The sequence below is a fragment of the Moraxella sp. K127 genome (assembly GCF_015223095.1).
In the GTDB taxonomy this organism is placed as follows: Bacteria; Pseudomonadota; Gammaproteobacteria; order Pseudomonadales; family Moraxellaceae; genus Moraxella.
The window spans coordinates 23,660-38,861 of record NZ_JADFBZ010000025.1 but is presented as its reverse complement, the minus strand read 5'-3'; the positions used below and the strand labels follow the sequence as shown (position 1 = coordinate 38,861).

The window sequence follows — 15,202 nt, the reverse complement described above, 5'->3', positions numbered from 1 at the left end:
GGTATGTCCTCTTATTAACCTATGAATTTAGGTATGGAAATTTTCGCTCGGATTGTCTTAATTTCACAGACAAATTTATGACAACATTCAAACGAATTTGCCATATCTTGCTAATTATAACACAACTCTTTATAATTTAAACCACCGTCAATGTAAAATTATGCCAATTTTACAGGAAAATTTGTGGGTTTTATCCCAAATATGATGAATTTTTAGACAAATTGATAAAAATAATTTATAAGGATGTAAAATAAATACATTGGTTTTGTTGATAATTTCATCATTTATCAAGTAGTTTTACAGATTTTCAATACAAATTTAACCAACAAAAAAGCCCAAACCTTTCGATTTGGACTTTTTAAAATTTGGAGCGGGAAACGAGATTCGAACTCGCGACCCCAACCTTGGCAAGGTTGTGCTCTACCAACTGAGCTATTCCCGCTTATCAGCATTCGCTGTATGGGTGCGTATTATATAGGATTTTTGGCAGACGTCAAGCACTTTTTTAAAAATTTTAAAAAAAAATTCAAAAAATTTTAGCCGTTTTAAATTTTTAAAAATAAATCAACGACTTAGCACATCCAAAGTCACGCCCCACGACAGAAAGTTATCAATCTCATCAACCAGCCCCGTGAACAGCTTCTCTTTTTGCATGTCCAGCACCCAGTGCGTCGGACTGTGCAGGGTGAATTTGATGTCAGACTTTTGGATGTCGGTGCGAGTGTGGTTAATCGCCACCGCCAAACGCAGTAGTAGTGCCAGCTTGGTCATTCTGTCGGTGCTGATGCCCATCAATGCCTTATGGTCGTTTGCGGTGATTTTTCGGCGGTGATAACGCACCATGCCTGCCAGTCTGGTCTGCTCCATCTGCGAAAACCCTGCTATCTCGCCAAACTCCAAGATATACGCACTGTGGCGATGATAGCTACTATGCCCGATACTCATGCCAATCTCATGCAACAGTGCCGAGCGTCTGAGCAGGTCATGGTCGTTTTGGTTTAACCCCAGTGGCTCTTGGGCGACATCAAAGAGCAAACGGGCGGTCTTAGCGACTCGCTTGGCTTGTTTTTTGTCCACATTGAACTTATCAATGAGCTTCATCACCCCGCCATCACGGGCGTCATTGCTGTCAAAACGTGAGAGCATGTCATACATGACCCCTTCACGAAGAGCCCCATCAGAGTAGCTCATCGCCTTGACCCCAAAGGCTTCCATCACCGCCAGCAGTATCGCCACGCCAGCAGGGAAAATCGCCTTACGATGAGCCTTGACCCCTTGTAAGTCAATATGCTCAATATGCCCAACATCCATCAAATGCTGTTTTAGAGCCAATACCGCCCCTTTGGTAATCAGTCCATGCTTGATAAGCCCAAGCCCCGTCAATGCCCCCAGCACCGCCTTAATCGTCCCTGATGAGCCAATCACTCGCTCAAAGCCCATTTTCTGATAGCGTCTAATGTGCTGAGCCATCTCTTTTTTGGCAGAACGCATGGCATGCCCAAAGGCTTCATCATTTATCACGCCATCTTTAAAAAACTTCTGCGTAAAGCTCACCGCCCCCATCTGTGCCGACTCGGTCAGGAGCGAATGACCACCCTGCCCGATGATAAGCTCAGTTGAACCACCACCGATGTCAATGACAAACCGAAGTTCATCACTAGGGTTTGTGTTCGCCACGCCCAGATAGATAAGGCGAGCTTCTTCACGCCCTGAGATGACTTCAATGGGGCAAGGCAAAATCTGATTTGCCTTGGCGATAAACTCATCGCTGTTGATCGCTTGCCTTAGGGTGTTGGTCGCAACCACACGCAAACGCTCGCCTGCCACATTATCCAAGCGACCCATAAAGCGAGACAAGCAAGCAAGTCCACGCTCTTGGGCGTCGGCACTTAAATGACCTTGCTCATCTAGCCCTGCCCCCAGTTGGACTTTTTCGGACATGGACGCAATTTTTTTTAGCTCGCCATCTTTGACATAGGCGATTGCCATGTGAAAGCTGTTTGACCCCAAATCAATGGCACATAAGAGTTCATCATCGATGATACTTGACATAACTGTCCTTTGGCTGTGTGGCTAAGTGGATAAAAAGTGATAAAATTGTCAGATTAATTTTAAAATCAAAAAAAGCTTTTAAAATTTGGTGTTATCAATATCTGCACACCCATTTTTAATACACTTTTAACATATTTTTAAAAAACCCTAAATCATGGTCACGCCCAATTTTAAAATCATCAAACCAATCGCTCTTTGGGAAATAGGATTTTAAAGGTAGAACCTTGACCCAACACCGAATCGATGTGCAGACTTGCCCCATGTTTGTGCAGGACATGCTTGACAATGGCAAGCCCAAGCCCCGTCCCACCCGTGGCACGAGAACGCCCACTATCAACCCGATAAAACCGCTCGGTCAGGCGTGCCAAATGCGTCTCTTCAATGCCAATGCCATTATCAGCAATGCTTAGCAGTCCGCCATCTGACGTCTCTTCCCACAAAATGCTAATCTCGCCCTGCCTGCCTGTCTCGGTGCTGTCCGTGGGCGTGTATTTCATGGCGTTGATGACAAGATTTAAAATGGCACTGTATAAATATTTCTCAATGCCCAGCACATGACGCTCGGTGTCTAGGTGTATGTCTAGCAAATGCCCGAACTCTTTGTTGGTCGCACGGGCGTCATCAAAGACCTGCATGAGCAATCGGGGCATGTCCACCGCCACTTGTTGCTCGCTGTCATCATGTTCTAGTCGTGACAACATGAGCAGGTCATTGACTAAGTTGTTCATCCGCCGTGCTTGCTCGCTCATCAAGGCAAAGCCCCGTTGCCATTTGGGTTCTAGGCTCGGGGCGTTTGAGAATGTCTCAATATAGCCCATCAGCACCGTCAAAGGCGTTCGCATTTCGTGCGATACATTGCCCACGAAGTCGGTTCGCATTTGTTCTAGATGATGAATGTAGGTGTAATTGGCGACGGTCAAAAGCACGTGGTTATGGGCGTTATTAATCCTAGCGAGTGTGACCTTATAAATCTCGCCACGGTAAATCTGCCCAAAAAACTCAAAGGCTTGCTTGGCGGATTTGGCAGTAGGCTCGGCAGGTTTGGTGGTGTTGGTTGGGTTGGGTTGGTTGGTTGGATTAGCCGATTTGGCAGATTGATAAATGGCGTGAAAAATGTCAGGGAATTTTTCCAAAAATTCATGATTTAAAATCAGCGATGAGATCTTAGCACCGATAATCGGCTTATCCACATAAGCGGTCAAGATAAACAGTGCCGATGAGTTATGCCACACTATCCGTTCATGCTCGTCTAATATCATCAGCATGTCATCAGATGATTCTAATATCTGATAAAAATCATCGGATAAATCAGGGGCTGTGTCTAACTTTGCATTGACAACCTTTGTATTGACAGCCGATGACTGACCGACAACATCTGCCGTCGTGTCTGTCTTATCAAGCCCTTTCTTATCAAACCCTTTATCGTCCAACATGAAACTTGCCTTGCTTTTGTTATATCATTTTGATTTTAAACTATTTATAAGGTTTTTGGGACAATTTTACTCAATGCAAGTTTGACATAAGGCAAATTGCAATTTGTCCCTACAACCCACCCAAAAACAAACCAATGAATCATCAATCATTGATTAGAGAACCGATAACCCGTCCCACGCACCGTCTGAATCAGCCCGTCCACGCCATGCGGGGCAAGCACTTTACGCAAACGGCGAATATGCACATCAATGGTACGCTCATCAATGTACACATTACCACCCCACACATGGTCTAATATCTGACTGCGACTGTACACTCGCTCAGGGTGGGTCATGAAAAATTTTAACAGCTTATACTCGGTGCTACTGACCGCCACAGGCGACTCAGCGACCGAGACACGCTGACTTTTGTCATCAAGGCACAGCTCGCCCACGCTCAGCACTTTATCAGTTGGCATGCTACGGCGTAACACCGCCTTGACACGGCTAACCAGCTCCTTGGTGCTAAATGGCTTGGTCATATAATCATCCGCCCCAGCGTCCAGCCCCAGTACTTTATTGTCTTCTTCGCCTTTGGCGGTCAGCATGATGATAGGAATGTCATCGGTACTGCTGTCTTTTTTGAGCAAGCGACAAAAATCCACCCCCGATGTGCCTTGGGGCAACATCCAATCCAATATCATCAAATCAGGGCGAGCGTCCACAATCTGACGATGAGCCGTCTTGACATCATACGCCGACACCGTCTCAAAATCCGCCATCTGTAACGTCGTGGCAATCAGCTCGTTAATGGCAGGTTCGTCTTCAACGATTAAAATGGTAGGCATGGGTTATCCTTAATTCACACAACAGCCCATATAGGGCATTGCCAAAAAATAACAATACTATAACAATAACACAAAACATCACAAAAGTGGGTAACTATTTGCAACCACCCTACTCCCCCACAACATCACGCACCACACTCATCTCGCTATGGCGAATGTCCGTACCGCTACTGGTATAGATGACAAGCTCCGCCACGTTACGGGCATGGTCGCCCACCCGCTCCAACGCTCGCAATACCCACAGCGTGTGCATAATCTCGGACGACTTTATCTCATCTTTGTCCTGTAATGCCACCAACAGTTCGCCATACTCGCTATCAACAAGCTCGTCCATCTGCATGACATCAAAGGCAAAACGACTGTCGTGATTATTAAAGGCTTCCAAAGCGTCCAGCGTCATCATACGCACATTGTCGGCAAGGGTGTGGACATTGGCATGAATGGGCGTGTCATATAGGGCAATGCGAGCGATTTTTACTGCTTCATCGCCAATCCGTTCAAGGTCAATCACCGCCTTACTCATGCTCATGATATACCGCAAATCCACCGCCGTGGGCTGACGCATGGCGACAAGTTTGACCACTTTGTCATCAAGCTGTCTTTCATAGTCATTGATTGTCTTGTCTGACTCAATGACCGCCCGTGCCAGCTCTTTGTCGCCATCGGATAGGGCTTTGATGGCTTTACCGACATTACTGATTGCCAAATTGCCCATCGTTAGGAGCAATTCTTTGGCAACGGTTAATTCGTGGTCGTAGGATTTTGAAGTGTGTTTTTCCATTATTTTTTCCAAATTTTAATTAAAAATTATTAAAATTGTCAATTAAACTTCCTAAAAAACCAGTTTTCCGTTCGCCCTGAGCTTGTCGAAGGGTGTTAAAGAAAACCGTTATGGTTCGACAGGCTCACCACGAACGGTTTTCTTTAATTCGGGGTTTTGCAGAAAGTCTATTGTCTTTTTTAAAAAAATCATTTAACAAAAATGATTTTTAAAGTTAACTTTTTATAATCAGCATTTAACTAAAAACAAATCAACCATACCGCCCTGTAATATAATCTTCGGTTGCTTTTTGTTTGGGGTTGGTAAATATCTCTTTGGTCTCGCCCATTTCAATCATATCGCCCAAATACATATAAACGGTATAATCAGAACACCGTGCCGCTTGTTGCATATTATGCGTAACAATGGCAATGGTATAATCTTCTTTTAAATCATCAATCAAATCTTCAATCGCCCCTGTGCTAATCGGGTCAAGGGCGGACGTTGGCTCATCAAGTAGCAAGACTTCGGGACGGGTTGCCACGGCACGGGCGATACATAGGCGTTGCTGTTGTCCGCCTGATAAGGACAGCCCTGACGCTTTTAGCTTATCCTTGACTTCATTCCATAGGGCGGACTTTTTTAATGCCCACTCCACCCTGTCGTCCATCTCCGACTTTGAGAGTTTTTCATACAGTTTTACCCCAAAGGCGACATTGTCATAAATGGACATCGGAAAAGGCGTGGGCTTTTGAAACACCATGCCTACTCTGGCACGGAGTAAGTTTACGTCCACCGATTTATCCAAAATATTCTCGCCATCTAAGATAATCTGCCCGTCCGCTCTCATGCCTTGATACAAATCATACATTCTATTAAACGTGCGAAGTAAGGTAGATTTGCCACAGCCTGAGGGCCCAATAAAGGCGGTTACTTTTTTGTCGGCAATGTCCAAGTTGATGCCTTTTAGGGCTTTAAAATCGCCATAATAAAAGTCCAATTCACGCACCGACATTTTTGGCACGATGACTTTATCAGTTTGGCGAGTATGGTTATCCACAATGGGGGCATTTAGGGTCATAAAATCTGCCTGATGATTGGTAAATGAAGTGTGGGTTTGGGTGGGTTTTTCTAATAACGCTGACATGGGATTTTTCCTAATGAATAATTAAACTTTTGGTATTGTTAATTCAATCTACCTTTGGGTGGATTTGTAGGGGCAAATTGCAATTTGCCCTTTATTGAATTTTGATAATTGGGCGAATGTGATTCGCCCCTACACGTCCAATTTTTAAAATGTATCTTTATTAAGCAATGCTAAATTTTAAAATACTTATTTATATTCCTTACCGCCAATAAATCTTGCCAAGATATTTAATGACAAAACAGCAAGGGTAATCAAGAGTGCCGCCGACCACGCCAATTTATTCCAAGTAATATCAGGATTCATGGAGAATTGATAAATCGTATTTGGCAAATTGGCAATCGTCTGACTCATGTCCATGCTAAAATACAAGTTATTTAAAGCGGTGAACAGTAGCGGAGCGGTCTCGCCTGTGATACGGGCAAAGGCAAGGAGTACGCCTGTAATCACGCCTGCTTTGGCGGATTTTAGGGTAACGTGTCCCACGAGCTTATATTTGGGCGTGCCTAGGGCGTAGGCGGATTCTCTAAGGGCATTTGGCACAAGGGCGAGCATATTCTCGGTGGTACGCACGACCACAGGAATGACGATAAGAGCCAAAGCAACCGCCCCTGCCCAACCCGAAAACCCCCGACCGCCTGACACCATAAGAGCATAGACAAACAGACCGATGACGATACTCGGAGCGGACAGCAAAATGTCATTTAAAAAACGAGTAACACCGCCAAGCGTCCGCCCAAATTTGCCATCATTATCGGCAAATTCCGCCAAATAAATCCCTGCCATCAGCCCCACAGGCGTGCCAATAAACAGCCCCGAAAAGGCAAGCATTGCCGAGCCGACAATCGCGTTTTTTAGACCGCCCACGGTGGCAGGGGGCGGAGTGTTGGCGGTAAAAATGGGCAATTCCATAAAGCCTGTCGCCCCACGAGAAAACAGCGTAATCAAAATCCAAACAAGCCAAAACAGCCCAAACACCATCGCTGACATGGTAAAACCAATGCCAAGGGCGTTTTTGAATTTGCGTTTTTGGTACAACGTGCCATTCATCCGCTCATGGAATTTGGGCGTTGGGGCAGTTGGTTTGCTTTGCGTGAGTGTGGTCATGATAACCTTCTTTTAACCTTTGGGGTTGGTGGTGTATTTATTTGGGCGAATAAATTGCCCTTACAATTTTATTTAAAATACATTTATTTAAAATTAAAAACTTACCTTTAATCTATCGCCTTATTTCCCTGCCTTTTTATCAATTTTCATGAGCATAATTTTAGAAATTGACAACACAATAAAGGTAATGACAAATAAGATAAGACCCAAATGCAGAAGCGATGATAAATGTAGCTCGCTGGACGCTTCGGCAAATTCATTGGCAAGGGCGGACGTGATGGACACCCCTGATGCGAACATACTGGGCGTGATGTTAAAGGTGTTGCCGATAAGAAACGTTACCGCCATCGTCTCGCCCAAAGCACGCCCCAGTCCCAAAATCACACCGCCAACCACGCCTGCTTTGGTGTAAGGCAGGACGATTTTGGTCATGACTTCCCATGTGGTCGCCCCCACGCCATAGGCGGATTCTTTTAGCAGGTCAGGCACAACAGCGAACACATCTCGCATGGTGGCAGCGATAAAGGGGATAATCATGATGGCAAGGACAAGGCTTGCGGTAAACAGCCCAATGCCCATGGGAGCCCCATTAAACAGCGTACCAACCACAGGCAATCCGCCCAAATGCTCAATGAGCCACGGCTGAACCTTATCGCCAAACCACGGAGCAAACACAAACAAGCCCCACATCCCATAGATGATAGACGGCACACCTGCCAAAAGCTCAATGGCGATGCCTAGGGGCTTTTTGAGCATTTTTGGGCATAGCTCGGTCAAAAACACCGCAATGCCAAAACTCACTGGCACGGCAATCAAAATGGCGATAAATGACGTAACAAGCGTGCCATAAATCGGAGCCAACGCCCCATACTCACCCGACACAGGATTCCATTCGCTACTGGTATAAAAGCCCAAGCCAAAGGCTTGCATACTTGGGATTGCCCCGATAACAAGCGATGCCAAAATCCCGCCCAACGACAACAATACAAGCAGGGCAAAAAATTTGGTGGCAAGCACAAAGATGGCGTCTAGCTTTTTTTGTTTGTTTAATTGCCCTTTTAGGCTATCGGCATGGGCGGTGTGTGTTGTCATGATTGACCTTTTGATTTTTAAAGTAAACTTTATTTAAATAGGGCGTGTTGAACCTTTATAACACTATTTACAATATAGAAATGTTTTAGAAATAAACTAATCGTTTTTGCATGAAAAATGGCTAAATCTTGTTTTTCCTCGTCAAAAACTTGTCTGATAGAATAACTATCAGCCTGCATTTTTTCCTTGAAAAACGTGCGATTTTTCTCATTTTTCATTGCAAATACAAAAGTTCAACACGCCCTAGTAATGCAAAATAATTTGGAAAATTGGCTATTTTTATTAACATCACTTTATAAAATTATAGGGGCAATCACATTCGCCCTGTGTGATATTAAATTATAGTGAATTAACCACAATTTGCACCAATTCCACATTTTTTAAATAATGCCTTTGTAGGGGCGTGTTGCACACGCCCATTGGTGCATTTTGAAATTAAACAACTATATTTTATAGCTCATTTAAAACATTACGAGTTCCAAATTATTTTAAATTGCGATTTATATATTTTTGATTAACCCAATTTAATTTGGCATAAGGGCGAAAATATCCGCCCTTACTTTTATTCACATTATTTATTAAACAACGGCTGACCGTCCGCCCCTTTGACTTCTGCCCAGCTTGCCTTAAACAAGCCAACTGCCGTATCGCTAAATGGCACATAATCCAAGGCTTTGGCAGAATCATCGCCATTGGCATACGCCCAGTTAAAGAATTCAAGCACGCCCTTGACTTGTTCGGGGTTTTGGGGATTTTTGTGGACGATGATAAAGGTCGCCGCCGCAATCGGCCATGCCCCTTTGGTGTCTGAATTGGTCAGCACTTTGTTAAAGCCTGCTTCTGCCGACCAGTCAATGTCGCCTGCCGCCGCAAAGCTGTCTGCCGATGGCTGGACAAATTCGCCTTGGGCATTTTTTAAGGAGACGTGAGCCATGTTGTTTTGTTTGGCAAAGGCGTATTCCACGTAGCCGATGGAGTTTTTGACACGCCCCACATAGCTTGCCACGCCGTCATTGCCCTTACCACCCATGCCTGTGGCGGACGTTGGCCATTTGACCGCTTTGTCCACGCCAACTGCACTTGCCCAGTCGGGCGACACTTTGGTGAGATAGTCGGTGAAGTTGAAGGTCGTGCCTGAGCCGTCCGAGCGGAACACGGTGGTAATGTTGGCGTCAGGCAAGGTTACGCCTTCGTTTAGGGCGGTGATGGCAGGGTCGTTCCATTTGGTGATTTTGCCCAAATAAATCTTGGCAAGCGTGTCGCCATCTAGCTTTAATTGCCCTGCACTCACGCCATCAACATTGATGACAGGCACGACACCGCCAATCACGGTTGGGAACTGGATAAGCCCATCAGCGTTTAGCTCGTCCACGGTAAGCGGTGCGTCAGACGCCCCAAAGTCCACGGTTTTTTCTTTGATTTGCTTGATACCGCCTGATGAGCCGATGGATTGGTAATTGACCTGTCCACCTGTGGCAGAATTAAAATCAGCCGACCATTTGGCATAGATGGGCTGTGGGAACGATGCCCCTGCCCCTGTGATTTTTAGCTCGGCAAATTCGCCCGTGCTTGGGGCGGTGGTTTGTCCGTCAGCAGGAGCGGTGGCGGTGGTAGTGGGGGCAGATTCGACAGGTTTGCCATCGGCACCGATGGGCGTGCCTTCGGCGGGGGTGTTTTGGTTGCACCCTGTTAGGGCAAATACGCCTGCCACGCTTAGGGCAAGCAGTTTATGAGTAAAAGATAATTGAACTGACATACAAACTCCGATGTAATGGGGAAATTGGTGCGACTGCTTGCAGATGGCAATTTACAATCGCTGTGCGTATTTTGCCGTATTTGTATGACAGCTTAGTGAATGTTTGATGACAGTTTTATGACAGAGTGCACCAATAAACTTCAAAACTACCACAAGCTCAATGATGTGTGGATGTAGGGGCGTGATGAGCCAGTCCCCACAAACCCGTGGTAAATATCAAGTTGGTTGAATGCAAAACAGGCATGAGTATGAAATAGATAAAGTTAGCAATTTGACAATTTGGTAATTTGGTAATTTGGGCAATTTAAAAAAGAACAAACCGCAAATGAGCGAGCCATATTTTTCCAAAATACCACTGCCATATGCTATAATAGTCCCTTTACCCCCCATTTGGCAAACCCTTGGAGAAAACCATGACCGTTGCTACTTTTAATCCCAAAACCGACACCAAGCCCCACGCCCCCACGCTATCGCAGTTGGATTTGTCTCACTTAGAACAACTACCCAAAGACCCAACCGCCCCCAAAAAAGTCTTTATCGCCACCCAAGGCTGTCAGATGAACGAATACGACAGCCAAAAAATGGGCGATGTGTTAGGCGACAGTCATGGCATGATCGTTACCAATGACATCAATGAAGCCGATGTGCTGATTATGAATACCTGCTCTATCCGTGAAAAAGCCCAAGAAAAAGTATTCTCCGAGCTGGGGCGTTGGCGTAAACTCAAAGACAAAAACCCCCATTTGGTTATCGGCGTGGGGGGCTGTGTGGCATCCCAAGAAGGCGATAATATCCAAAAACGTGCCCCTTATGTGGACATGGTTTTTGGCCCGCAGACCTTGCACCGCCTGCCCCAGATGTATGATGAGCTGACCGCCAAGACCGCCCGTGCCAAAGCGTTGAACGTAGAGCATACCAACACTGGCAAAAACGGCAAAACTCGCATTGGCGTGGTTGATGTATCATTTCCTAGCATTGAGAAATTTGACTTTTTGCCCGAGCCAAAGGTCGAAGGCTATAAGGCATTCGTCTCTATCATGGAAGGCTGTTCAAAATACTGCTCGTTTTGTGTCGTGCCTTATACTCGTGGCGAAGAGCTGTCTCGTCCGCTTGATGACGTGCTTGCTGAGATTGATAGCCTAGCCGAACAAGGCGTGCGTGAGATTAACCTTTTGGGACAAAACGTCAATGGTTATCGGGGCGAAAAAGATGACGGCACGATTTGCCGATTTAGCGAGCTGTTGCACTATGTCGCCCACATTGACGGCATTGAACGCATTCGCTACACCACAAGCCACCCCTTAGAGTTCACCGATGACATCATTGACGCTTATCGCCACATTCCCAAACTCGTCTCGCATTTGCACCTGCCTGTCCAATCTGGCTCTAATGCCATTTTGCAAGCGATGAAACGCAATCACACCATTGACATTTATATCAATCAAATCAATAAGTTAAAAGCCATTCGCCCTGATTTGCACTTATCTAGCGACTTTATCATCGGCTTTCCTAATGAGACCGATGAAGACTTTGCCGATACACTAAATCTTGCCAAAGAGTTAGATTTTGACCATTCATACAGCTTTATCTACTCAAAACGCCCTGGCACGCCTGCATCCGATTTGCCCGATAATGTCAGCTTTGAGACCAAAAAAGAGCGATTGGCGACTTTTCAGGAAGTCATCAAGGATTCTACCTTTGCCAAGACCCGAGCGATGATCGGTCAGACCGTGCGAGTACTGGTCGAAGAGCGTGCCAACCGCCGAGATGGCTATCTGCATGGCACAGCCGACAACACCCGTTCGGTGATTTTTCGTGGCAGTGATGAACTGCTCGGTAAATTTGTCAATGTCCGCATTGATAAGGCGATTAGCATGCATTTGGTAGAAGGCGAGCTGGTTGAAGTACTGGGCTAAGTCTCTTGGCTTGGCTCATCTTGGTTTGTTTTGGCTGATTAAGGAGTTATTTTGTCAAACAATAGTCCGACCGTCTCCATCAAGGTGCTACATCTGCCCGTGCAGACAGACGAGCAGGGCAAACCTGCATACCTAGACCTTGCCATGCTCAGCAAAAACTTGCGTGATGATGTTCTACCCATCACGCAGGACGACAGCCACGGCGAGCATGGCACCATTCCCACGCCCAAACAAATCTTTGAGCAGGCAAGTCGCTATGTCCTACATCAGCCGAATGCCCTGCGTGAGCTATCCACCGTCTTTTTCTATCACCTAACCAGTCAAAAAGACAGACAAACACAAAAAACTTATCAATCTCAAAGCGACCGACAAAAATTCCTTGATGAATTTGGTAAAGCCCTTGGTCTTGATGATGACTTTTTTAAAACACTAGATGACATAGAAAATAAAAATACGGACAACAAAACCACCGACGGCAAAACAAACAATAAAACAGAGAGCCAAAATACAGACAAAGCCACAGACAGCAAGGATAAAACCAAACACAGTCTCAACAGCCCCGACAGCCACACCAGCACCGCCCCCATCTTTTTGACGGGTAAGACAGGCAGTGGCAAAACCCACATCATCAAACAGCTGTGTAAAATGTTTGATGTCAATTTTTTGGCGGTCAATGCCCCAAGTATCAGTAACGCAGGCTACAAAGGCATGACGTTGGCAGACATCGGGGCAAGCCTGCTACAAGCGAGCAACAAGAACATCGCCAAAGCAGAGCATTCGGTCATCTTTTTTGATGAGTTTGATAAATTATTCATCAATGATGGTCTGATGTTAGGGGCGTATCATCTGTCTTTGGTGACTGAGATTTTGACCATCATCGAAGGCACGACCCCCTTTCCCGTCAAAGACAGCGACAATGGCGGTATTGACAGCAGTCGCATGCTCTTTGTCCCAGGCGGTAGTTTTAACATCCATCAGCGTAATGAGAGAGCCCCCATCGGCTTTATGAATGCCAAAACCCAACAAGGCACGCCCGACCACCAGCTTAGGCTCACCGACTTTGGCTTGCCTGATGAGCTAGCAGGGCGTATCGGCACCATCATCACCCTAGATGACATCAGCCAAGAGCAGATGATTGACATCCTAAAAAACAGCCCAACATCGCCCTTTGTCGCCTTTAAAAACAAACTTGCCATGATAAGCTGTACCGCCAGTATCAGTGATGCCGTACTGTCCGACATGGCGGACAAGCACCATGATGCCATTGAGAAGTTTGGCGTGCGTGGACTCTATCAAGCCTTTTACCGTCTGCCCCAAATCAGCGACATCCTACACGAAGCCCCCGACCATCCCCACTCGCATTATCACATCACGCCCACAGGCTTTGACCGCACCGACCATCCCAAGGTAGAGCTAGAAGTGACCGTTACTCCACCACCGCCCAAGCCATCACCATTTGACCTGTATGATGACATGCCGTTTTGATGGTTAAATGTTTTCAAAGCGTGATACATCAAACACTCATTGTCATGACGACACCCAATAAAAAACCCAAAGCCACGCTTTGGGTTTTGTGCTTTGTATTTTGACTAGGGCGTGTTGAACTTTGGTATTTGCAATGAAAAATGAGAAAAATCGCACGTTTTTCAAGGAAAAAACGCAGATTGATAGTTATTCTATCAAGCAAGTTTTTGACGATGAAAAACAAGATTTAGCCATTTTTCATGCAAAAATTGATAAAAGCGTTAAATTTTCATCTTATTTTATAAAAATGTTATCAATGTTCAACACGCCCTAAAAATACGATATCAATATTCAATAATCACTTTCATCGCCTTATTCTCTGACGCATGTTTGAACACGTCATAGGCTTTTTCCATCTCATCAAATTTAAAATGGTGCGTGGCAAGTTTGTCCATCGGCAATTTACTGCATTCACAGGTCTTTAACAACATGCCTGTGGTGTTAGCATTGACCAGCCCTGTGGTGATTTTTAGGTTTTTAATCCACAGTTTTTCAAGCTCAAAGTTCACCGACGTGCCATGTACGCCCACGTTGGCGATATTACCGCCTTCTTTGACAGTCTTTTGGCAAATGTCCCATGTATCAGGAATGCCCACCGCTTCGATGGCACAGTCCACGCCACGTCCGTCCGTGATGGCACGAATGGCTTCTACGGCATCCGCCACGCCCGATGATGAATTGACCGTGTGGGTCGCTCCCATCTCTTTTGCCATCTGCAAACGGTTATCGTCCATGTCCACCATGATGATGGTCGCAGGCGAGTACAGTTGTGCTGTTAGTAGCACGCCCATGCCCACAGGCCCTGCCCCCACGATGACGATAGAATCCCCTGGTTTGACATCGCCATACTGCACGCCAATCTCATGCCCTGTCGGCAGAGCGTCTGACAAGAACACCGCCACGTCTGTGTTTAGGTTGTCGGGCAGATGATACAAGGAGTTGTCGGCAAATGGCGTACGCACATACTCTGCTTGCGTACCGTCAATCATATATCCCATAATCCAACCACCGTCAGCACGGCAATGGGCATAGAGCTGTTTTTGGCAGTTTTCGCACGAACCACAGCGAGACACGCACGAGATGATGACTTTATCGCCTTTTTTGAAGTTTTTGACGGCTGAACCAACTTCTTCCACAACACCCACGCCTTCATGTCCTAGGATGCGCCCTGTCCACTCGCCAGTCTTGGCACGAGCAGTCGCTTCAATCTCAGGGTTTTTGCCTTTCCAAATCCCCAAATCCGTCCCACAAATCGTGGTCTTGGTCATGCGAATCACCGCATCGGTGGGGTCAATAATTGCTGGCGTGGGTCGCTCTTCAAAACGAATGTCATCGGCTCCATAATAGGTCATCGCTTTCATCGTGGCAGGCTTGGTCATGATTGTCTCCATTTACTGATATTTATCAAAATAACCAATAAAAATCATCGGTCATCATTGATAAAGAAAATATTCTTACCAATCATCATTTTCATTTGACAAAATAATCATTGGCAAACCTAGAAATTTATTTGTCTGATAAATTCCTTAGGGCATGTTAAATGTTGATATTTGCCATGAAAAATGAGAGAAATCGCACGTTTTTCAAGGAA

At 45.7% G+C, this 15,202-nt stretch carries 13 protein-coding genes and 1 tRNA gene; 3 read left to right on the top strand and 11 right to left on the bottom strand.

Translation table 11 applies throughout. From position 1 onward, the window contains the following. Positions 1–366: 366 nt before the first annotated feature. From IM753_RS07055 to pstS, 10 genes are all read right to left on the bottom strand, one after another. A tRNA-Gly gene (locus IM753_RS07055) sits at positions 367–442 on the bottom strand. Between the two features lie 122 nt (positions 443–564). Further along, positions 565–2,052 (bottom strand): Ppx/GppA phosphatase family protein, encoded by a 1,488-nt coding sequence (locus tag IM753_RS07050; protein ID WP_065254924.1) that lies wholly within the window; start codon positions 2,050–2,052, stop codon positions 565–567. 179 nt (positions 2,053–2,231) lie between these two features. Beyond that, positions 2,232–3,485, bottom strand: a complete 1,254-nt coding sequence (locus tag IM753_RS07045; RefSeq protein WP_227713093.1) for an ATP-binding protein — start codon at positions 3,483–3,485, stop codon at positions 2,232–2,234. Between the two features lie 146 nt (positions 3,486–3,631). Next, a complete protein-coding gene (gene phoB / locus IM753_RS07040; RefSeq protein WP_065254922.1) occupies positions 3,632–4,312 on the bottom strand; it encodes a phosphate regulon transcriptional regulator PhoB in 681 nt (226 codons plus the stop codon). A 109-nt stretch (positions 4,313–4,421) separates the two neighbouring features. Further along, positions 4,422–5,093: a phosphate signaling complex protein PhoU gene (gene phoU, locus IM753_RS07035; RefSeq protein ID WP_062500552.1), complete on the bottom strand. Its 672-nt coding sequence runs from the start codon at positions 5,091–5,093 to the stop codon at positions 4,422–4,424. 250 nt (positions 5,094–5,343) lie between these two features. Further along, positions 5,344–6,219, bottom strand: a complete 876-nt coding sequence (gene pstB, locus IM753_RS07030) for a phosphate ABC transporter ATP-binding protein PstB (RefSeq protein ID WP_197035901.1) — start codon at positions 6,217–6,219, stop codon at positions 5,344–5,346. Between the two features lie 186 nt (positions 6,220–6,405). Further along, a complete protein-coding gene (gene pstA, locus IM753_RS07025; protein ID WP_065256225.1) occupies positions 6,406–7,323 on the bottom strand; it encodes a phosphate ABC transporter permease PstA in 918 nt (305 codons plus the stop codon). A 120-nt stretch (positions 7,324–7,443) separates the two neighbouring features. Continuing rightward, on the bottom strand, positions 7,444–8,415 hold the full coding sequence (gene pstC / locus IM753_RS07020) for a phosphate ABC transporter permease subunit PstC (RefSeq protein ID WP_065256226.1): 972 nt from the start codon (positions 8,413–8,415) through the stop codon (positions 7,444–7,446). Between the two features lie 29 nt (positions 8,416–8,444). After that, positions 8,445–8,633 (bottom strand): hypothetical protein, encoded by a 189-nt coding sequence (locus IM753_RS07015; protein ID WP_065256227.1) that lies wholly within the window; start codon positions 8,631–8,633, stop codon positions 8,445–8,447. A gap of 353 nt (positions 8,634–8,986) precedes the next feature. Further along, a complete protein-coding gene (pstS, locus tag IM753_RS07010) occupies positions 8,987–10,171 on the bottom strand; it encodes a phosphate ABC transporter substrate-binding protein PstS (protein WP_065256228.1) in 1,185 nt (394 codons plus the stop codon). A gap of 413 nt (positions 10,172–10,584) precedes the next feature. Between pstS and miaB the strand changes: the two genes are divergently transcribed. From miaB to IM753_RS06995, 3 genes are all read left to right on the top strand, one after another. Continuing rightward, positions 10,585–12,087 carry a tRNA (N6-isopentenyl adenosine(37)-C2)-methylthiotransferase MiaB gene (gene miaB / locus IM753_RS07005; RefSeq protein WP_194108989.1) on the top strand — a complete coding sequence of 501 codons (1,503 nt, stop codon included), beginning with the start codon at positions 10,585–10,587 and terminating at the stop codon, positions 12,085–12,087. Positions 12,088–12,138: 51 nt separating this feature from the next. After that, the gene (locus IM753_RS07000; protein WP_194108988.1) at positions 12,139–13,572 is read left to right on the top strand and encodes an AAA family ATPase; all 1,434 of its coding nucleotides are present in this window, start codon (positions 12,139–12,141) and stop codon (positions 13,570–13,572) included. Positions 13,573–13,705: 133 nt separating this feature from the next. After that, positions 13,706–13,885 (top strand): hypothetical protein, encoded by a 180-nt coding sequence (locus tag IM753_RS06995; protein ID WP_065256231.1) that lies wholly within the window; start codon positions 13,706–13,708, stop codon positions 13,883–13,885. 10 nt (positions 13,886–13,895) lie between these two features. Here IM753_RS06995 and IM753_RS06990 read toward each other — a convergent pair whose 3' ends face one another. After that, a complete protein-coding gene (locus IM753_RS06990) occupies positions 13,896–14,990 on the bottom strand; it encodes a zinc-dependent alcohol dehydrogenase family protein (protein WP_065256232.1) in 1,095 nt (364 codons plus the stop codon). Positions 14,991–15,202: the final 212 nt, after the last annotated feature.